The organism is Actinoplanes sp. NPDC020271 (assembly GCF_044388125.1).
Lineage (GTDB): Bacteria > Actinomycetota > Actinomycetes > Mycobacteriales > Micromonosporaceae > Actinoplanes.
Genome location: NZ_JBIRWQ010000054.1, coordinates 1 through 20,126 on the forward strand (window position 1 = coordinate 1; position 20,126 = coordinate 20,126).

The following is a 20,126-nucleotide window of genomic DNA, read 5'->3' on the forward strand; positions in this document are numbered from 1 at the left end:
CACCGCCTTGATGCCTTTTCGGGTGCTCGGGCAGCAGCGGCTGCGCGAGGTGCCACAACGCTTCCGGGCAGAACTTCTCTACATCACCCACACCCTGGCTGTGGTCGCCACCAACGGCACCACTTGGTCGTGATCTTGGAACGCACCCCAGCCAGCACCAGTGTCCGTGGTCGTCAGAACCGACACCACCGCGGAGCAGGAGTCTGACCTGCGGGTCGAGGGCGGATCGCCCCAGGGATGGTGCTGGGTACCGCGACCATCAGACGGTCCGAAAGCCCGATCACGGTGCTCAAGCCGGCGACCAACTGGTGCTCCTGCCCGCGACCGTAGCCAACACCTGTACAACGAATGACCTTGCGCTACAACAACCCCAAACGAGATGCGGTCTAAGCCGTCGCGTCGAGGTGGCGGGGCCGGGCTGCGGGCGGCGCTGAAGCGTTCGCCCTCGCGGGCCGGCTCGGGTGGGCCCGCGGTGGTCCGATCGGGAAGCGCGTCATAGCTGGGCGTACCGTTTGCTGGCTATGACGCACCGATGGGAACGGCGGAATCAGCCAGTGACCCGCGACACGGCTTGCTCGACGGCTTCTCCGACCCCCGGCGGACAAGAACGAAACCAGAAGTGGTCGCCCGGGAAAGTCCGCGCGACGGACAGCCCGCGAGTGCTGTGCCGCCAATCGTGCATGTCCTCAGGAGTGACACTCCGGTCTTGTTCTCCCGCGAATGCCACGAGTGGGCACGCTACGACGGCCGCCGCATCACCGGCAGACGAGTATGCGGCGCCGAGACCGAAATCGTGACGAAGAACGGGCAGAATTAGGCCGAGAAGCTCCGGCTCGCTGAGAATCTCCTCAGGCAGACCGCCCTCAGCGAGCAGGACTCCGGTCAGTTCCTCGTCGTCGAGATCTGCGACAACGTGGCCGGCGAGAGTCTGGCGCCGGGCGCCGTCGCCAGGAGGCAGCGACGAGGAGACGACGAGCGCCGTGCACGGGACCCCCCGCGATTCAAGAAGCGCGGTCGTCTCGAGAGCGACGTAGGCGCCCATGCTGTGGCCGATGAGCAGCGGACCTGGAGCGACGACACCGGCAGCGAGCAGCCCGGCGAACTCCTCTGCGACCGCGGTCGCGATCGCACGGACGTCCGGCGCCGGGGGCTCGGCGCTCCGGATACCACGGCCCGGGTAGTTCACGGCGAGGTGCTGGCGTCCAGGCAGCAGCCGCTGGAACTCCCGGAGGCTGTGTACGCCCGCGCCCGCGAACCCGAACTGCACGACGGTGGGGACCGCCGGGTCGGGATCACTGCCGAGGGAGAAAAGCGAGGAGGAGAGCCGTCTCACGGATGCCGCCCCAGCGCGACGTCTGTGCCATGCCCCGCCTCACGGGCGGCAGCGGCGACGAAGGCGCCGACCGTGATGTCCTGCGCAGCCAGCCCGACGGACTTGAAGAGAGTGATCTCATCCTCGCTCGCCCGTCCGGGACAGCGACCAGTGAGGAGCCCGCCGAGCTCACCTCGCACGGCGTCGAACCCGAACACGCCGTGCTCCGTGGCGTTGAGCAGGTCGCCGGCCTCCCGCCTTGCCGCGGCCAGGGAGTCAACGTAGACAGCAGCAGCGGCGACAGCCTCCGGCGTGAGTTCGCAGAGGCTCGCGAACGATGCGCCGATCGCGTTGACGTGAACCCCTGGTCGCACCCCGTCCAGGCTGAGCACCGGCGTCGTCGAAGCCGTCGTCGTGCAGACGATGTCCGCCTCCGCAGCGGCCTTGTCGGGATTGTCCACAACGACGACGTCCAGCGTGGTGCCGGCACGGACGTCCGCCGCGAGCGCCTCCGCGGAAGCGCGACGGCGGCTCCACACCCGGACCCGCCGGATCGGCCGGACCTCCCGCAGACACTCGACGTGCGCACGAGCCTGGACGCCCGCGCCGAGGATGGCCAGTGTCTCGGCCTCCGGCCGGGCCAGCGCGGCGGTGGCCAGCGCCGAGGCGGCCGCGGTGCGCAGGGCGGTGATCCGGGAGCCGTCGAGCAGCGCCAAGGGCGTGCCGTCGGCCTCGTTGAAGAGGAGGATGAGGATCGTATGGGCGGGTCGACCAGCCTCGATGTTCTCCGGAGTGATCGTCACAAGTTTCGCGCCGAGCCCGTGGGTCTCGACCATGGCGGGCATCGCAGCGAGCGCACGTCCACGCCCGTGACCCATCACGATGCGCTGCGGCTGTACCACCGCGTCGCGCTCCAGCGCGCGGAACGCCTCCTCCACGGCGCCGAGGGCCCGACGGGGTGTCAACAGTTCTGCCACCGCGGCAGCGTCTATTACCAGCATCGTCATTCTTCCTGTCTCAGACAGACTGTCCGATGATTTCCTTCATCACTTCGCTGCTGCCGCCATAGATGCGCTCGACACGGCAGTCGACGAAAGCCCGCCCGACGATCCCGTCTGCGGAGTAACCGACACCGCCGTGCAGCTGAAGACAGCGGTCGGTAATGCGGCCGCACAGCTCGGTGTTCCACAGCTTGGCCATCGCTACCTCCTCTGGGGCGATCTCACCGTTGACGAACTGCTCGATGCACGTGTCCGTGAAAGCACGCGCCACTCGCAGCTCGGTGGCCATCTCGGCAAGCGTGAAGCGCACATGCTGCAGCGCGCTCAGTGGACCACCGAACGCGTGCCGTGTATGGCAGTGCTCGACAGTGTCCGCGAACACCCGCTCGGCGAGCGCCAGAGACGTCACGGCGATGGAGAACCGTTCGTGGAGCATCGTCTCGCTGAGATGAACGAAGCCGAGTCCTTCCTCGCCGAGTAACCGGTCCGCGGGAACGACGACATCGTCGAAGGTCACCTCGACAGTGTCGAGCGCATGCACCCCGATCGTCCGCTCGGCACGGCCACGGTGGACGCCCGGCGCGTCGAGATCGACGACCAGCAGCACTCCACGCGGCGGTCCCGTGCGCTTTCTTCCAGGGGTGTCCTCGAGCCGGGCGAGCACGACGACGATGTCGGCCAGCAGAGCATGCGTCACATACGACTTCTGCCCGCTGAGCACGTAGCCGGCGCCGTCCCGGCGGGCCACGGTGGCGATGGCGGCGACATCGCTCCCGGCTCCCGGCTCGCTGACGGCCATCGCGCCGATGACCGTGCCCTGGCAAATTCCGGGCAGCCACCGCTTCCTCTGCTCGGGGGTACCCAGCCGATTGATCGACCCGCCGACCACCTCGCTGTGCAGGTTGAAGGCCGGGCTAAGCGTCCCGACCCGGGCCAGTTCCTCGTCACGGACGAAGACGTAGCGCACGTCGGAACTGCCGCCCCCACCGAACTCCTCGGGGACGCAGATGCCCAGCAAACCGGCCTCGCCGGCCCGGCGCCAGACGTCCCGGCCGACCTGCCCGTCCGCCTCCCATTTGGGCAAATGCGGCACGAGCTCGGCGCGCAGGAACGCTCGGACGCTGTCCCGGAAAGCCTCGTGATCGGCATCGAAGATACGTCGGCGCATCAGGATGCCGGCTCCAGACGGGTGGTGCCTGCCGCACTCGCTATCGGGACATCGTCAATGACGTGCACCTGCGGAAGCAGCGTGCGCAGCCGCTGGATCATCACGTGGCAGTACGCGGCATTGTGTTCGATACTCTGCTTCTTCGGGTGCGGCATCTTCCCCTCGACGGGATGCTCGATCCTCAAACGCACGTAATCGCCCGCCGCCGCGAGATCAGCCTCGGTGAGGAAGTCGACGTCGACGAAGCCGGCGACATCCTCCCGGGCGAACTCGACGTCGATCGTCGTGCCGGACATTCCGTGAACGGTGCCCCGGGAGAGTTCGAGGCCAGGCTCGACGACATCCATCCGGTAGATGTACGGCCTGCAGAGCAGGTCGAGGTCGAGAAGAGCCGGCACGGCCCGATCGGACCACCACGGCTGGCTGCGGCAGAAGGCGGCGACGAGCTGGTCGAATTCGGCGCGGTTGTCCATCAGGACCATGTGCGCGACCTTGCCGACATTGAGCAGGCTGTAGTTGTCGGAGGTGTCGACCGACCGAGCGAAGAAATCCGAGATAGGGTTGTTTGCGTCGCGCATATACCGAGCAGCGTCGGAGAACAACTGGTCGTACGAGACGATCTGCTTGCGGTCGAGGTATGTCGCGACATGGTAAAGCCCGCGGGCGTTGTGGAGGCTGTGGAGGGCGTAGTAGAACCACGTCCCCTCGTTGCACTCCTCGCGGGTCACCCAGTTCGTCGCCACCACGACGTCGGCCTCGGCGGCCGGGGTTTCGACACGCTCGACCTCGATGCCCATGAGCTCCCGCTGGCGATAGAGCGAGGTGTTGTGCAGAAGCAGCTGCGGATAGACCGTCAAGGTGTCGGCGCCCATCTGGCAGAGCCGCGCGATGCCCTCGGTGAATGATTGCAGGGTTTCACCGGGCAGCGGCCAGATCAGCTCGATGAACGAGCTGATGTTCTTCTCCCGCAGATCCTTCTGAAGTTTTACGTACGTTTCCTCGCGAATGTTCGAGCGGTTGATGAGCTCAAGGGTCGAGCCGTTGACCGACTGCATGGAAATGGGCTGGCTCGTGACTAGGCCACCCCGCACGAGAATGTCGGTGATCTCCGCGACGCGCTCGGGCCGGTTCTTCGCGGCGGCGAGCACGAGCGAGGTGGGGAAGCCGTACTCTTTCTTCATATCGATGAGGTGCCTGCTCAAGTCGACGTCACGTGGTGACAGACCCCAGTTGGCGTCGGCGATGAAGACACTCGCGATGCCGTTCTTCGCGATCCACTCGATGTCGCGCATGACGCGGTCACCCTCGAACTTGTGGACCTTGGACTGGGTCGCCGCACCCCAGAAGCAGAACCCACAGCTGAAGGGGCATCCGCGGTTGGTCTCCAAGACGGTGAAGGTGTATTCCCCTTCGTCGAACAGCCCGGCTTCGAACGGCGAGGGTATCTCGTCGAGATCGACGATCCGAGGCGGGTTCTCGGTGTCGACCACCCCACTGGCCTCTGACCAGAAGCTGATGCCGGGTACCCGCGACCAGGCGGGTTCGTCGGCGAGGAACTCTCGGAGAATCTCGGTGAAGGTCCGTTCGCCCTCACCGTTGCACACGATCACTCGGCTTTCGCCCTCGGGAACGTACTCGCTGTAGTGATTCATCACCTGCGGGCCGCCGAGGACGATGAGCGCGTCGGGTCGGGCCGCCATGAGCGGTCCGAGGACCTGCTTGACGACGCCCATGTTCCAGATGTAACAGCTGAAGGCGTAGATCGAGCTTTCGCGAGCGACCAAGTCTTCGAGCAGCACGTCGGGCTCGATCGACAGACTCGTCGACAGGATGCCGAACCCGAAGGCATCCGCCACTTCCGGGTCATGCTGAGCATAGGCCTGGAGGTATCCCGCCACGAGCGGCACGGTGTTGTCGTACACCGACAGCTCGATGATCGTAACCTCATGCTGACGTGTCATCGAGCACTTTCCTTCCTGCGGTCCGACAGAGTCTCCAAGAGACCTTTGAAGGTCGACGATCGATAGAGGTCTTCGGGAACCATGCGGATTCCCTCCTTGCCGAGCCGGCGGACCAAGCGCATGGAACGCAGCGAGTCTCCGCCGAGGTCGAAGAAGTCGTCGTCGGGCTCGATCGCCTCGACGCCGAGGAGTTGCACCCAGGCGCTTCGGACAACCGCGACCAGCTCGTCATCCGAGGCCGAACCCGTGGCGCCGGGGCCATCGGCGCCGGGGGCGTGCCCTGAGTCAAGAGCTTGGAGCACCTCCCGATCGATCTTCCCGTTGAGTGTCACGGGCAGCCGATCGAGAACCACGACGGCAGCGGGCCGCATCACCTGCGGCAACCGCTGCGCCGCGCTTTCCCGGACCGCGGCCGGCTCGACGTCACCGACAACGAATCCGACCAGGCGGCTCTCCCCCGCCGGAGTCGTCTGGACTACGACCGCGGCGTCCACGACCGCCGGGTGTGACGTCAGAGCTGCCTCGACCTCGCCCAGCTCGATCCGCACGCCGTTGACCTTGACCTGGTTGTCGACACGGCCGACGAAGTGCAGGACGCCGTCACCATCAGCGCGCACCATATCGCCGGTGCGGTACAGACGCCGCACCGCGCCGTTTGGCGCGGGCTCGTCGATGAACGACGCCTCCGTATCGGCATCGTCGAGATACCCCGGGCTGAGTGCGGGGCCGGCAAGCAACAGTTCACCAGGTTCATCGACGTCGCACCGAGAGCCGTCAGGCCGGCGCACCTCCGCCTCAATGTAGGGCAGCGGCACACCGATCGGGGGTGCCTCGGACGAACCGAAGTTCATGATCTCGGTGGCCGTCGCGACGATCGCGCACTCGGTGGGCCCGTAGTTATTGAAGAGCCGGAACGGGGGTTGCTCCGCAGGCGGCGAGACGAGACGATCACCGCCGATCAGCATCGCCCGCAACCGCGAGTCGCTGGCGTTGCCAGGCAGCTCCTGCAGCACCTCGACCGCTAGTGGGGTGGGAAGAAAACAGACGCTCACGCCGGTTCGAATTAGCCAAGCTGCCAGCCCGGAAGGGGAACGCACCGTCTCGGCGGACGCTACAACCAGTTCGGCGCCGCCGCGCAGCGCCGGCCAGACCTCGAGACCCCAGGCGTCGAACGACGCGGACGCGACCTGGCTAAGGCAGTCTTGCGACGTGACCTCATGGGTCGCCACGTACCACTCGGCGAACGCATCGATGCCCCAGGCAGGGACGCGCACCCCTTTGGGGCGACCGGTCGACCCCGAGGTGAAGCAGAGGTAAGCGATGTCCTCACGACGTGCCGGAAGGTCGGCGGCCGATCCTGCGACGCTGGTGATGTCGAGCACCGTCGCCGGGCTGCCGAAGTCCGCGAACCGCTTGCGTCCCTCGGGCGACGTGGCAATCGCAAGCTGCGCGCCGGAGGCCTTGAGCATGATTCGTCCGCGCTCCGTGGGCTGCCCGATGTCCATGAGGAAATAGGGTCGGCCGGACAGCCGGACGGCGAGCACGCCGAGGACCATGTGTCGATCCCGGATGCCGCAGACGGCGACCGGGACGTCGGCCGGGGTGCCGGCCGCATCGAGGGCGGATGCGATCGCCAGCGCGCGGCTGACCAGCTCGGCGTAGGTGAAGCTGCCGATGTCGTCGCGGACGGCCGGGCTGCCCGGCCGCACTCGGGCGTGCTCTCGGACCGCATCCCCGAGGGGCGTCGGCATTGGACCGGCCTCTTCGGACCACCGCGCGGGTGGTGACGCTCCGGCAGTTGCTGTCATGAGATCTCCCTGGTTAGCCCGCAGATCGACCGGTCCGGCGACACCGACGGCTCTGGGGAGACGCGGTGGGAGCCGACGATGGGCGCGCGGGGATGCAAAAGATGGCTGCGGCGGCTGATGCTGTGATTCCCTGCGGGCGGGCCGGTGGACGACCAGTCACCGGTGACAAGTCGTGAAATTTATGGGTTCGAATTCTATATCCACTGTAAGAGGATACGACACAGAACCGAAATTTATCGGCGTCGGTCAATTTCTACGGCCATATTTGAGCGCCTCTGAAATAGCAGCCCCTGATCCTGGCCGGCACACTGCCCAACGGATGCCCGCATCGGCGCGGGTGCCCAGTCGGGAGTGGCCCGCCGGCAGGTTTCAGGTTGTGGCACGCTTCCTCCCCACAGAACACGAGACAGCTGCCTCAATAGGGCTAAGGTCGCGGCCGAGTTCGTTGCCGCGGACACTGAACGGATGTACACATCTATTCGGCAGACACCTCCTCCGTACTCCTAATGCGGAACCCCCGGGCCAGATAGTTCGGCAGGGCGGCCTCGTGGTCCGTCGAACAGGTGGTGACCGTCACGGTGGCGGTCGGCGGGAGGTGCAGCCATCTCGTCGCCATGTCCCAGGAACGTCGGGTCACGGCCGACAGGAGCCGGCCACCCAGCCCTGACCCGCAGTGGCCGGGCAGCAGGCCGAAGCACAAGATCTCGACCGCGGCATCGTCGCGAGCGACCAGTTCGGCGTATCCGAGATCGACGCCAGCCGCGTCTTTGGCCACCCAGATCTCCAGGCCCGGACGGTTCATCCAGTCGGACCACTGCTCATTCGTCCAAACCAGCCGCCCGGTCCATCCCCACCGACCACCTACCGATCGGTAGAGATCCTGCGCCGAGCCGACATCACTGGGGTCGAGGAGGGTGATAGCGAGATCCGCACCGTCGCGTGGCATGCGCAGCTCGTGCTCGTGCTCCTGCACCAGATGCCACAGGGTTATCGCTTGCCCGGTCTGGGGCATCGACACTTCACCTCAACTCAGCGTCATGACATTGTTCAACCGCACGCCCGGCTGCCCGAAGGACACGAGACGCCCGGAGGGGTCGAGGGTGTAGCGCAGCAGGCATCCGGCGTCTCGCCCATCGATCACGAACGGACTGATGACACCGGGCACCCCCCGGTCGACGACCGAGCTCGACTCGACTTCCCAGAACGGCATCTTCATGGTGACGGGCTCGACGAACTCCTGAACGATCCAACGCCCCTCTTCCATTGCGCGATCGACGGCGGCACTCCATGCAGAGGCATCAACAGACCGGCCGAGCACGACGTAGCGCCCGGAACCACCGACTCCCCGCTTCAGGACCATCGAATTCTGCTCGGCCACGAGCAGGCTCCGGAGGTCGCGTTCCGCTCCCGCGCGTTCGACTGCGCCATCGCGCACCACTCGGCTCCACGGGACGAAGCGGTTCACAAGCGCTCGTTTTGCCGCATCCATCCAGGGCATTCCTTCGGAGATCAAGGCAAGCACCTGATTGTTAGACAAGTGATAGGAAGAAAACGGCATCAGGGTGAATTCACAGGCTGTATGAGCGCGAATCGCGGCCTCCAGCCCCACTCCGTCGTCGAGCCGATCCTGCGGCGTGTACTCGCGAATGGCCACACCGAATCGAGCGGCCTTCCGTGACGCATGATCTGCGAGGGCTTCTACGGTCATGTGCTCGGCGCGGAATCCACGTCGGCGCAGATAGGCGATCTGCGCGTCGGAGACGGCACGATCTCCCACTGGCAAACGCGGTTCTTCGACGATCAGGACGATGCTGCGGTCCAGCCCCTTTGCGTCGCACAGCCGCTCAAGCGCATCGGCACGGACTGCGAACGAACTGGCGGAGCCGATTGCATCTCCGTAGATGCCGGCCCAGATACTACTCATCGTCTCCGTGTGAGTGATGCCGCCGACGTTCACACTCACGTTGAACTCGATGAACTTCGGACCATGCTCGCTCAAGACTACGTCCGGTCGCGCCTCCCAGGTAGCATATTCCCATTCGGTGGCCTCATCGGTGAAGAGCTGCCGGAACTCGGAGTTCTCGCCGAGGCGTTCATTGCGATCGATCGCGGTGCGACCGAGTTCCCATGTGGCGCTCTTTAGGATTTCCAGCAGAGCAACCGTCGCCTCATGGACCTCCGCATACGCGGACTTTTCCATGACGACCGGAGCGAGCGGGACTTGACCCGTCCAATAGAACGGCAACGATCCCATGCCTCGGCGAAGTTCGTCGAACACCTCCCGCCCGGACTTCGGCAACGAGACTTCGGACAGGCCGGCACCCGCGGAATGTGAATGCTCCTGCATCTTGATCAAGCCTTCTCTCGGTTCCACACGAACATCAGGAATGCACGCCAGCGCTGATTCGGATGACTCTCGTCCCGTCGGGCAGACTCGTGGGACGCACTCCGTCCGGTAACAACTCCTTGTTTGTGATGAGGACCGTGGCCAATGTCCCGCGGTCGACCCCGCTCACGGCGAAGCCAGGATTTCCAATCGGCAGAATGCGCACCGCGGCCGACGGCGAGTACATGTCACTCAGCATGATCATCTCTTGGTCGCGGCCTGAGGCGTGCATAGCTGATATCAACAGGCTCAGTTCGCCGACGACCATCTCCACCACGACACACGTGATACCAGCCTCGAGGTACCGCAGTACTTCGCTGAAGAACTCGTCGTGAGAGCGCCCATGCCGCAGAGGCAGGCCGGAGAAGAACGCATGTCCGTCGCCGAAGGGATCATCGAGGAATAACGGACTCAACTCGAGGGCCACCCCGAGACCGATGGGGAGGTTGGGACGAACGCTTATCTGCCGGTGAGCCAGTGAAAGACCGTCCAACACGTCCAGCGTGTCTGGATTTCCCTCGACCAGGAGTCCGACACGCTCGATGCCACTTCTTTGGAGATCGCGGAGTACTTGATCGACGCGACGGATGTTCTGATTGAAGTCGGTATAGTCGTACTGCACCGCCTCGACCTTGAAGCCCGACGTCTCGGCGCAGTCCGCCTCACGCCAGATCACATCACGGGCCCACTCGGACATGACGAGGCACTCAGGACGGCCGAGGGAATTCTCCATCTCCCAAAGATCTCTCAGCAGGACATCAGGTCGATCCGCTCGGATTCCCACCGCGTGGATGACCTGCCGCCGACAGTTCCCCAGTTCGACACCGGTTTCCAGTCGACGCTGAAGCAGGTCGGCTCTGTGCTTCTCGAAGGACTTCGGGACAAGAAACTCGAGGTGCCGACCGATGGCCGGACTCGCCGTCATCGAATAGTGAGCTTCGACGGTTTCAGAGAAGGGGAGGACGTCTGCACGATCACCGTGGACCACCACCACCGTACGCCCGGCGCGTAAAGCATGGGCGGTGGCGGACAGGTGTTCGGTTCGATGCCGAGATATCGCGAGATAGCCCTCAGCTACGGGTGATATCGGGTAGGTAACGCCATCGATTTCGCAGGACAGCTCATGCCGGAGGTCGGCTGCCGCCTGGAAGATGTCAAAGGATGGACGAACGGAGCCCGGGGGGATTAGGTGTGTCATCAGTTCTGTAGCCCATTCTTCATGCACACACAAGGCTGTACTTCAGTCTCGAGATCGGTGCGCGCGCGCCCACATACCCACGGCGCAGCAGCCCGGGGCACGCCGAGGACACCGATGAGAGGCCACCTGCCGCTCTCGCGGCCGGCCCACCTTGTCATCGGCATCTTGGATTGAGCTGCACTTACCGGGTCTGTCGAGGCCGGGAGTTACACGCCGTGGTGATGCTCCTCGATCAGGAACTGAAGGTTGCGCCTTTGACCGCCGGCCCGCAGGGCGGGCCGAGACGGTCGCCGACAATGGGGCGAAGCGTGGCTACTGCAAGACGTCAGTCGGCCCGGAGCAGGTGGATGTTTGAAGCGACCTTCTGGAAAGCGTCGACGTACTGATCGACTAGCTCCATCGGCTCGTGCAGGAACATGGGCAGACCGAGTTGTCGTGCTATGTAGCGTTCGGCCACGGGGAAGTCGCCATGCCGATAGACGCGCTTGCCCGGCGAGAACGGACGTCCCGAGTAGTAGCCGTCGTCGGCGGTCTGGAACATGGCGGTCTCGTGCAGCAGTCCGTGATGGCCGCGCACTTCGAGTTCCGCACCTTCGGCCGTCAGCGCCTCGGCGAGCCGCTCCAACGGAACCCCGGTCAACTCGGCCCGATAATCCAAATTCAGGTACTGCCACTGTCCACGATCGACGTAGGGGCGAGTTACCGGTGTGATCAGCCAAGAGATACCGGCGAGGCCGTCGATGAAACGCTGATACCGTTCCCGGCGCTTGGCTATCAGCTCATCGACACGCCCCAGCTTCGCTCGAGCGATTGCTACGGCGATGGAGTGCATACGATAGTTGTGCCCGTACCCGGTCGATGCGAATTTCAGCCGCTGCTCGTCCGTGATCTCCATCGCGGAACGGCGGGCGAAGTGCCCAAGGAGGTTGGCTCGGTCCTTCACCTCCTCGCTGTTCGTCAACATAGCGCCGCCCTGGCCACCGCTGAGAAGCTTCGTGGCGCCGAGGCTGACGGCCACCGCGTCGCCGAAAGATCCGGCTCGCCGGCCCTTGTAAGTAGCGCCCACTGCGAGCGACACGTCTTCGACGATACGCAGGTCATGTCTCTTGGCGATGTCGAGAAACGCATCCATCTCCGCAGGATGGCCCGCGTGATGCGTGATGGCGATCGCCCGCGTCTTGCCGGTGATGAGCTGCTCGGCGGCGGCGGGATCGATGTTCCCGGTGTCCTCTTCGATGTCAGCCAGGACCGGTACCACGCCTAGCCCGATCAGCGGTGTGACCGTCGCGAGGAAGGTGTTGACCGACGCAATGACTTCGTCACCGGGTTCCAGGCCCAGGCCGAAATAAGCTGAGTGAAGGGCATTCGTGCCCGAATTGGTGCAGACGCAATACTGCTGATCGAAGAAGTCGGCCAGCTCCTTCTCTAGGACAGCCAGTTCGCCTTCACAGCCGTAGTACGAGAGCGTTGCGTCAGGGTGATTGATGTAGTTCGTGACCGCTTCTTTGTCCTCTGATGTGAAGGCGCAGAGGTCGTTGTGGGGATGTGAATGCGTGATAGCAGGGGACCCACCATGGAGCGCCAGAGCTCCATCTCGCTGTTCAGCAAGCAACATGCTCTCCTTTAGGTTCATACCAGAGGCCGCAGGCCGACTACGGGTTCGAGCACTCCATTCGCCTTCACCCAGTCGCTCACCGAGGCGGCGGTGGCCAATCGCGCGGCGGCGACGACTTCGGCGCGGCCGGCTTCCAAAAAGTCCGAGGTACGCAGACCTCCGGGCGAGCCGGAGATCTGGCGCAGGATGGCTTGCTTCTTCGCGCGCGCAACGATGCCCTGGATGATGGCTCCCGACATCAGGTCGGCGCCGTACAGGAGATCAACTCGCTTAGATTCGTACCTCAATTCCAGGACCTCGGCACCGTCGCTCCGGTCGTAGAGAGCCGCGCAGGTGGCTTCGATCATCTCGGTGATGCTCGAAGCAGTGTCGAAGACGGTCGGATCCGACAGGTTCGACAACTGCTTGGCGAAGATGTCGCGCGCGGACACCTCATCTGGCCTTCTAATGTGGATACGCAGGTCGAGTCGGCCAGGGCGGAGCACGGCGGGATCGATCATGTCTTCGCGGTTGGTGGCGCCTACCACGACGACGTTTGACAAGCCTCCCATGCCATCGATCTCACTCAGCAACTGTGGGACGATAGTTGACTCGACGTCGGACGACTTGCCCGAACCTCGAACCCGGAACATCGCATCCATCTCATCGAAGAAAATGACCACCAGTGTCCGGCCGTCAGCCGCGAGTTCACGCGCGCGCATGAACAGTTCCCGGATGAGTCGCTCGGTCTCACCCACATACATGTTCAGCAGCTCGGGGCCTTTGACGCTGAGAAAGCGGACCGGCACCCTCTGCCCCTCCGCCGGGCTGGCCAGGCCGGAGGCGAGGGCTTTGGCGATCATGGTCTTGCCGCAGCCGGGCGGTCCGTAGAGCAGCAAGCCCTTGGGAGTCTCGACACCGTAGCGTGCGAATAGTTCGGGGTGAACGAACGGAAGCTCCATCGCGTCCCGGATGGCGCGCAATTCCTCGTCGAGTCCGCCGACATCGGCATATCCACTTGTCGGCAGGTCCTCCACGAGCAAGTGCGCGTTCTCGGGCGTCGCGACGGTATCGAAAACGTACTGTGCGCGCCGGTCGACGAGAAGCAGCTGGCCGGCTTTCAGATCCGTCTTCCGCAAGCGCTCAGGCAAGATCATCACGAGCTTTTGGCCGGAGCTGTCCTCCACCATCACACGCCGGTCGTCGAGCCATTCCTGCAGTGCCATGACTGTCCCCGGCGCGCTGCCCGTGGAACCAACGATGCGATAGCCATCCTCGAGAAGGATCATCGCACCCGGCCTGAGGTCGCTCAGAATGTTCTCGGCTCCGAGGATGCGGACCTGGCGCCCATGGACGTAGACGTCAGCCCAGTCGCCCTGCACGTCGAGCAGGACCCCTACCGTGAGCAGCGAGGCTCCGGCATGAGTCGGTGAGCCAGTTTGCTGGACGCGGCGCTGGAGGCGGGTAAGGGCTTCCTTCGCCTCCCGCAGCTTCGCGACGAGCGCGCGGTTGCGGTCTAAAAGTTCTGTATCCGTCGACGGGTGCCGTCGATCGGCCGGCGAACGCACCTCATCGCCGCGCCGCAGAACCTCAAGCTCGGTCAGCTGCATCAGGCACCTTCCTCGTATGAGTTCAGGTATGAGGTCTGCCGTCTGGTCAACTGGTCGATGTCGCACCCCATGTAAGCGAGCTTGAGGCTGGCTACCTGACGGTCCAGCGCGGTCGGCAGTTCATGGACACCCCTTGCCAGGCTCTCGCCTTGCGTTGCCAGCCACTCCACAGCTAACGCCATGCCGGAAAAGCTCAGGTCCATGACGCCAGAGGGGTGACCTTCTGCGGCAACCAGGTTCACCACACGCCCTTCGGCCAGAAGGTGAAGTTTTCGGCCGTCGGTAAGGGTGAATTCCTCGACGTGCGGCCTGATTCGGCGCCACGAGACGCTGGCCTCGACAAGAGCAGCGATGTTTACCTCTACGTCAAAGTGACCGGCGTTTGACAAGAGCGCGTTGTCACGCATGACGGCGATGTGCTCGGCATCAATGGCGCTGACGTTTCCAGTGGCACAGACGAAGATGTCGCCGAGCGGGGCGGCCTTGCCCATAGAGGTGACGGAGTACCCCTCCATCGTCGCCTCAAGAGCATTGATGGGATCCACCTCCGTGACGATCACCTCGGCGCCGAGTCCACGTGCGCGAGAGGCGATCCCCTTACCACAGTGGCCGTACCCCACGACGACTACAGTTTTGCCCGCCAGCAAGATGTTCGTTGCCCGGATGATGCCGTCGAGGACGGACTGGCCAGTCCCGAACCGGTTATCGAACAGCCGCTTGGTCGGAGTGTCGTTGATAGCGACCACTGGATAGGGCAGGACTCCTGCATCGTCCATCGCCTTGAACCGTTTGACACCGGTGGTAGTCTGTTCTGTTCCGCCGATGACCGATGCCACCCGGTCTGGGTGCTCGGTGAGCAGACGGTGGGACACCTCGGCTGCGTCATCCATGATCAGCGTGGGACCGAAATCGAGAATCGCGTTCAAGTGCTTTACATACAAATCGCGGCTCTCACCACGCTGGCCGTACGTCGCGATGCCGTATTCCGCTACAAGTGCCGCTGCTACCTCATCCTGAGTGGTCAGGATGTTGGACGCTGCCAGCATGACTTCCGCACCGCCGGCCTTGATAGTGCGAATCAGATTCGCGGTGGACGTCGTGATATGCAGTCCGGCTGCGACTCGATGACCCGCCAACGGCTGCTCAGCCTCGAAGCGTGCACGAATCTGCCTAAGGACGGGCATTTCACTGTCCGCCCATTCGATCGCTGCCCGCCCAGCCGTTGAGAGCGATAGGTCTCGGACGTCATGCGTCGGTTGGGAACCCACTACAATTCTCCCAGTGGTAGCTCTTACCCAGTCACACGACTGAGCCGACGGCGCAAAGAAGTAATATGCTCAGGCGACACTCCGCAGCATCCACCGAGGATGCTCGCTCCAAATTCGGTCTGCCACGACGCAAGAATTTCGGCGAATCCGTCGTGGTCAACCATCGGCGGGAAGTACCTGTCATTGTGGATTCCGTCGTCGGCGGCCGCACGGTGCTCGATATTTGGATAGGCCCCGATAGGTACCGTCGCGTGCTGGCTTAGGACAGCAAGCGCGTCCGCGGTATCAGTAACGTTCGTGCAGTTGACAAGAACCGCCTCGGCTCCTGCCTGCGTTGCAGCCGTTGCGGCGTCCGCGACGCTCTCTCCGGAAAGAAGCCTTCCTCCGGCGCGGCAGACGAAGCTCACGAATACCCGAAGCCCTGCCATGCGTGCACAGGTCGCGGCAATGACAGCCTCTCGCCCCGTATTCATGGTCTCCACCAGTGCAAACTCCGCACCGGCGTCGGCCAAGACTTCAGCGTGCCAGGTGTGCTCAGCCTGTAGGACATCATCGTTGGGCACCAGACGAGGCTGGTAACAATCGGCCACAGGTGCGATCGAAGCCATGATTATTGCGTCCAGTCGACCGCTCTCGATCCTCGCCGCGTCAGCCTCCGACAAGGCTGACGAAACGACGGTGCGCGCTTCAGACTCGCTGAGACCGGCTGCCGCAAGCGTTGCTCGACCCGTCCTGAACGTATTTGCTGTAATTGCTTCGGCACCTGCCCGCAAATACGCGGCGTGAATTCCCCTTACCGCCTTCCGCCCTTGTTCACTGAGTAGAATTTCGCTCGTCCACAGTGGTGGCGATACGCTTCTACCAGCCCGTTGCAGCTCGGTCGAAAGCCCCCCGTCGAGGATCAACCTCTCACTCCCTGCCTGATTGGCGTCTTCACGAAGACGATCAAGTAGATACATTCTTCGATCAACGGCACGCGGATGTCAAGGTCGCCCGTCCAACTAGGATCTCGCGCACTTCTGTTACTGTCAGTGACAGGGGTGCGGCGAATCGGCAGAGCCGTCATGTGCACGCGCGGCGACCCCGCACGCGGGGACCTTTCTGCCTGCCGATAGCTGCAGTTCGCAGCCGAGATTGTATCGCGAGTGGCGAGCAGGAGTGGCAAGGCTGGTGACGCGCAGTGGTTGTGCCAGTTAAACGCAGTGTTACATGGCGCGAAATAACAGCAGTTCTCTCCGTATCTGGGCCCGCTCATCTGGTGCTGGACGTAGCGAAGAACGGGATCCGGTAGGCGCGTTGCCGCCGGACCGCGAGGGCATGAAGACCGGCCCGATCGCCGCTGGCAAGGCCTCGGAGGAAGTCCGACGTGGTGCTGACCACCGTGCCGCTGCTGGTGTCGTAACCCTGGACAACCCACTGGCGAAGGCTAGCTACCTGCCGTTTGTGGAGTTGCAGCGTAAGCTTGCCGCCGCCAACGGCGTGCAGTTGCTGTTCCTGACCGGGATCGGCGACCTGGTCGCGGTCGGGGCGTTTCCGCGTATCACCGCGATGCGCAAGAAACCGGCCGCCGGGCGGCCCGGAGTCGCCTATGTGGTCGCCGCTCCGGGCGCATCGACGGCCGCGGTGCCGCAGGTTCGCCGGGAGGTGGTGCATATCAGCGCCGCACGTACGGAGCGGCGGGCATGAACGCGCTAGCGCAAGCCATGGCTAAGGTCGTCGCGGCGTCGCCGCGACGACGTGATCTTCCCCGGGTTCCGCGGAGTCGGCATGCGTGATCTTCTATGCTCGGTCGCTCCTTGAGGAGATCCGTGCCGAGAAGCTATCCACCCGAGTTCCGCCGTAAGGTCCTGGACTTGCTGAAAGCCGGCAGGACTGTCACCCAGCTCGCCAACGACCTGCAGATCAGCGGTCAGACGATCTATGTCTGGCGGCGACAGCAGGCGATCGACAACGGCGAGCTACCTGGCGTGAGCTCCACCGATCTGGCCGAGCTGAGCAGGGCCCGCCGGCGTATCGCTGAGCTCGAGGCCGAACTGGCGATCCATCGTCGTGCCGCCGAACTGTTGAAGGAGGCGGTGCCCCCAAAAGCCCGGTACGCGGCATCAAGACCCTGGCCGCTGAAGGGTTCTCCGTTGATCTGTGCTGTCGCGTGCTGGACGTGTCGGTGTCCGGCTACTACGCCTGGCGCAGCCGTCCACTATCAGCCCGCTCGCTGCGCCATGCCTGGCTCACCGAGCAGATCCGCGCAGTCCATGCGGCTTCACGCGGTACCTACGGCGCAGGCAGGGTCCACGCCGAACTCCGGCTCGGCCACAGCATCATCGTCGGGCACAACGCGGTCGAGATGCTGATGCGCCGCGCCGGGATTAAGGGCCTGCCAACGCACCGGTACCGCCGGCCGCTGCGCGAGACCCCCACCGCCAGTGACCTGGTCAACCGTCAGTTCACCCGCGAAGCTCGGGATCTGTTGTGGGTCACCGACATCACCGAGCACCCGACCCGGGAGGGCAAGGTCTACTGCGCGGTGGTGCTCGACTCGTTCTCCCGCCGTGTCGTCGGCTGGTCCATCGACGCGTCACAAACCTCGGCGCTGGTCACGAACGCTCTCAGCATGGCCATCAGCAACCGTCAGCCCGAGGCCACCGTGATCCACTCCGACCACGGCGTGCAATTCACCTCTTGGGCCTTCACCGAGCGCGCCCGGGCGTCCGGACTGGTGCCCTCGATGGGTACGATCGGTGACTGCTACGACAACGGCATGATGGAGTCGTTCTGGGGCCGCATGCAGACCGAGCTGCTGAACCGCAAGAAGTGGAAGACCCGCATCGAACTCGCCAACGCGATCTTCGACTATCTCGAAATATTCCACAACCGGCAACGCCGCCACAGCTCCCTGGGCATGCTCACACCCAACGAATATGAAAGGCTCCATACCAACCTGTCAGTCGCATAGAACCAGCTGTCACGGCTCCGCCAAACCCGGGGAAGATCAATGTCTCCATCAAACCCGGGGCGGAACATACGGCCACTTTCTGGCGTACGCACTCTGCAATTCAAGAAGCCGTACGCCGGCACCCGAAGACCCGGACAGCAATCGGGCAGGAGAGAGGCGCGCTCGAAAGCGGACCCTCCGGCCGGGTGCTTACTGGTTATCTGTGACGCCGGCGAGCAACTCGCTAGCGCCTGGATGTCCAGTGGCAACGGCCCGCCGCCACCAGGTCACCGCCTCCGCGGTTAACCCACGATCCTCCAGGACGATGCCCAGACAGGTCATCGCGGAACCGTCTCCCTCTTCGGCGGCGACACGCCACAGCCGTTCAGCCTCGTCGACCCGGTGCTGTTGGAACAACAGCAGCCCTAGCTGGTAGACCGCGTCAGGTTGCCCTGCTTCGACCGCCTGCCGCCATGTCCGTTCGGCTTCGGTCGCCTGTCCGCGTTCGGCCTGGATTAGACCTAGCTCGAACAACGCATTCGGGTCACCAAGTTCGGCCCCACGAATCCACCAGCGTTCGGCTTGCTCGTTGTCGCCGCGAGACGCCATGCGCCGGGCAAGCCGGTCTATCGCCGATGAATCCCCGGTGTCGGCGGCCTGGCGCCACCAGTGCTCGGCGTTGTCGAACTCGTTGCGTTCCGCATACAGAATCCCGAGTCCGGTCATCGCATTGACGTGCCCCTTATTGGCTGCCCGGAGCCACCATGACGCCGTCTCCTGGCCCCACTCAGTCTCGGCTGCCAGCGCGCCGAGTCCAAACATCGCCCCGGCGTCTCCGCTGTCGGCGGCCCGGAGCCACCATTGCCGGGCTTCGTCTTTCTGTCCTCGTTGTTGCAGCAGCCGGCCGACGTAAGTCATGGCGTCGACCTCTCCCCTGTCGGCGGCCTGCCGCCACAACTTCTCCGCTTCCTCGAAGCGTTCCTGGGATTCCAGCAGCGCGGCCAGGTCTGCGGCTACCAGGCCCAGCGCCGGATTGGCCTCGAGTGCACGTCGGTACCAGCGTTCCGCCTCGGCGAGAGCACCGTGCCGGTGGAACATGAAGCCGAGATTGGCCATCGCCTCTGGTTCGCCAGCTTCGGCTGCACGGCGGTACCACGATTGCGCTTCCTGCTCTTGGTCCAGGTCCTCCAGCAGCACTCCAAGGTTCACCATGGCGTCTAGTTCGCCAAGGTCAGCGGCGCGGCGATACCATTGTTCCGCTTCGGCGTTGCGACTGTGCTCATGGTGCAGGGCGGCCAGGTTGAACATCGCCTCCGGGATGCCGGCTTGGGCACCGATCTCGAACGCTTGTCGGGCGATCTCAGGCACGTTCGCTGCGTGGGCGCGGAGTCCGACTTCCTCGGCTTCCTGTTCGGTAGCCGCGGCGAGGACGTACTGCCACACGTGGTCGGGGACAGCTCGGCCGGCCAGCGGGCCTTCGTCGGCCTCCGTCCGGTCGACGAGGTAGTCGGCAGCAAGGAAGGTGTCGTTCTTGGTCGGCCAGATACAGGAACTGGCCCCGAGTAAAGGCGTGCAGGCCCACCGAAGCCCGGCCTCTACCGGGGGTAGATCACCGCGGTGGCGCCAGCCCGCCGGGAGATAGACCGAGTGCAGCGTGGCGAGTGCATCGCCGGGAAGCGACCGGGAGAAGCCTGCACGGCGGCAGTCGACCGCAGCGCAGATGATTGCCTGGCCGACATGGAATTCGGGCCCGTCGCCCACAGCCCAGCGGTTCATGAGAGCTGGGCCGGCAGCTAGATGAGTAAGTCCTAACTGAGGTCAGTGGTCATACGCGATTAGTGACCTGGTCAGAGGCTGTCCGGTTGCCCGGTTGTGCCAGATAGCTGCG

14 protein-coding genes and 1 pseudogene are annotated in these 20,126 nt (G+C 64.2%); 2 read left to right on the plus strand and 13 right to left on the minus strand.

All coding sequences use genetic code 11. The features are described from left to right. Positions 1-547 precede the first annotated feature (547 nt). From ACH442_RS46920 to ACH442_RS46975, 12 genes are all read right to left on the minus strand, one after another. Positions 548-1,333, minus strand: a complete 786-nt coding sequence (locus tag ACH442_RS46920; protein WP_396344714.1) for a thioesterase II family protein — start codon at positions 1,331-1,333, stop codon at positions 548-550. Continuing rightward, positions 1,330-2,319: an ornithine cyclodeaminase family protein gene (locus tag ACH442_RS46925; protein WP_396344715.1), complete on the minus strand. Its 990-nt coding sequence runs from the start codon at positions 2,317-2,319 to the stop codon at positions 1,330-1,332. The genes ACH442_RS46920 and ACH442_RS46925 overlap by 4 nt, the downstream gene beginning before the upstream one ends. Before the next feature lie 10 nt (positions 2,320-2,329). Then, positions 2,330-3,481 carry an acyl-CoA dehydrogenase family protein gene (locus tag ACH442_RS46930; protein ID WP_396344716.1) on the minus strand — a complete coding sequence of 384 codons (1,152 nt, stop codon included), beginning with the start codon at positions 3,479-3,481 and terminating at the stop codon, positions 2,330-2,332. After that, positions 3,481-5,442 (minus strand): B12-binding domain-containing radical SAM protein, encoded by a 1,962-nt coding sequence (locus ACH442_RS46935; RefSeq protein WP_396344717.1) that lies wholly within the window; start codon positions 5,440-5,442, stop codon positions 3,481-3,483. The genes ACH442_RS46930 and ACH442_RS46935 overlap by 1 nt, the downstream gene beginning before the upstream one ends. After that, positions 5,439-7,250: an amino acid adenylation domain-containing protein gene (locus ACH442_RS46940; protein WP_396344718.1), complete on the minus strand. Its 1,812-nt coding sequence runs from the start codon at positions 7,248-7,250 to the stop codon at positions 5,439-5,441. Before ACH442_RS46940 ends, ACH442_RS46935 begins: the two co-directional genes overlap by 4 nt. A gap of 475 nt (positions 7,251-7,725) precedes the next feature. Further along, entirely contained in the window at positions 7,726-8,262 is a 537-nt protein-coding gene (locus ACH442_RS46945; RefSeq protein WP_396344719.1) for a GNAT family N-acetyltransferase, read from the minus strand. Between the two features lie 12 nt (positions 8,263-8,274). Continuing rightward, complete coding sequence (locus tag ACH442_RS46950; RefSeq protein ID WP_396344720.1) at positions 8,275-9,606, minus strand: hypothetical protein; 1,332 nt, start codon at positions 9,604-9,606, stop codon at positions 8,275-8,277. Positions 9,607-9,631: 25 nt separating this feature from the next. Then, entirely contained in the window at positions 9,632-10,834 is a 1,203-nt protein-coding gene (locus tag ACH442_RS46955) for a hypothetical protein (protein WP_396344721.1), read from the minus strand. A gap of 325 nt (positions 10,835-11,159) precedes the next feature. Then, positions 11,160-12,449, minus strand: a complete 1,290-nt coding sequence (locus tag ACH442_RS46960) for a DegT/DnrJ/EryC1/StrS family aminotransferase (protein ID WP_396344722.1) — start codon at positions 12,447-12,449, stop codon at positions 11,160-11,162. Between the two features lie 14 nt (positions 12,450-12,463). Next, complete coding sequence (locus ACH442_RS46965) at positions 12,464-14,038, minus strand: AAA family ATPase (RefSeq protein WP_396344723.1); 1,575 nt, start codon at positions 14,036-14,038, stop codon at positions 12,464-12,466. Next, positions 14,038-15,306 (minus strand): adenosylhomocysteinase, encoded by a 1,269-nt coding sequence (gene ahcY / locus ACH442_RS46970; protein WP_396344724.1) that lies wholly within the window; start codon positions 15,304-15,306, stop codon positions 14,038-14,040. Before ahcY ends, ACH442_RS46965 begins: the two co-directional genes overlap by 1 nt. Before the next feature lie 23 nt (positions 15,307-15,329). Further along, positions 15,330-16,265, minus strand: coding sequence for a homocysteine S-methyltransferase family protein (locus tag ACH442_RS46975; RefSeq protein ID WP_396344725.1), 936 nt, complete (start codon positions 16,263-16,265; stop codon positions 15,330-15,332). A 358-nt stretch (positions 16,266-16,623) separates the two neighbouring features. On the opposite strand from ACH442_RS46975, the gene ACH442_RS46980 reads away from it, so the two are divergent. Continuing rightward, complete coding sequence (locus tag ACH442_RS46980; protein WP_396344726.1) at positions 16,624-16,992, plus strand: hypothetical protein; 369 nt, start codon at positions 16,624-16,626, stop codon at positions 16,990-16,992. A gap of 122 nt (positions 16,993-17,114) precedes the next feature. Next, positions 17,115-18,259: pseudogene (locus ACH442_RS46985) on the plus strand (IS3 family transposase). Positions 18,260-18,448: 189 nt separating this feature from the next. Here the strand turns inward: ACH442_RS46985 and ACH442_RS46990 are convergent. Continuing rightward, positions 18,449-20,014, minus strand: coding sequence for a tetratricopeptide repeat protein (locus ACH442_RS46990; RefSeq protein ID WP_396344727.1), 1,566 nt, complete (start codon positions 20,012-20,014; stop codon positions 18,449-18,451). Positions 20,015-20,126: the final 112 nt, after the last annotated feature.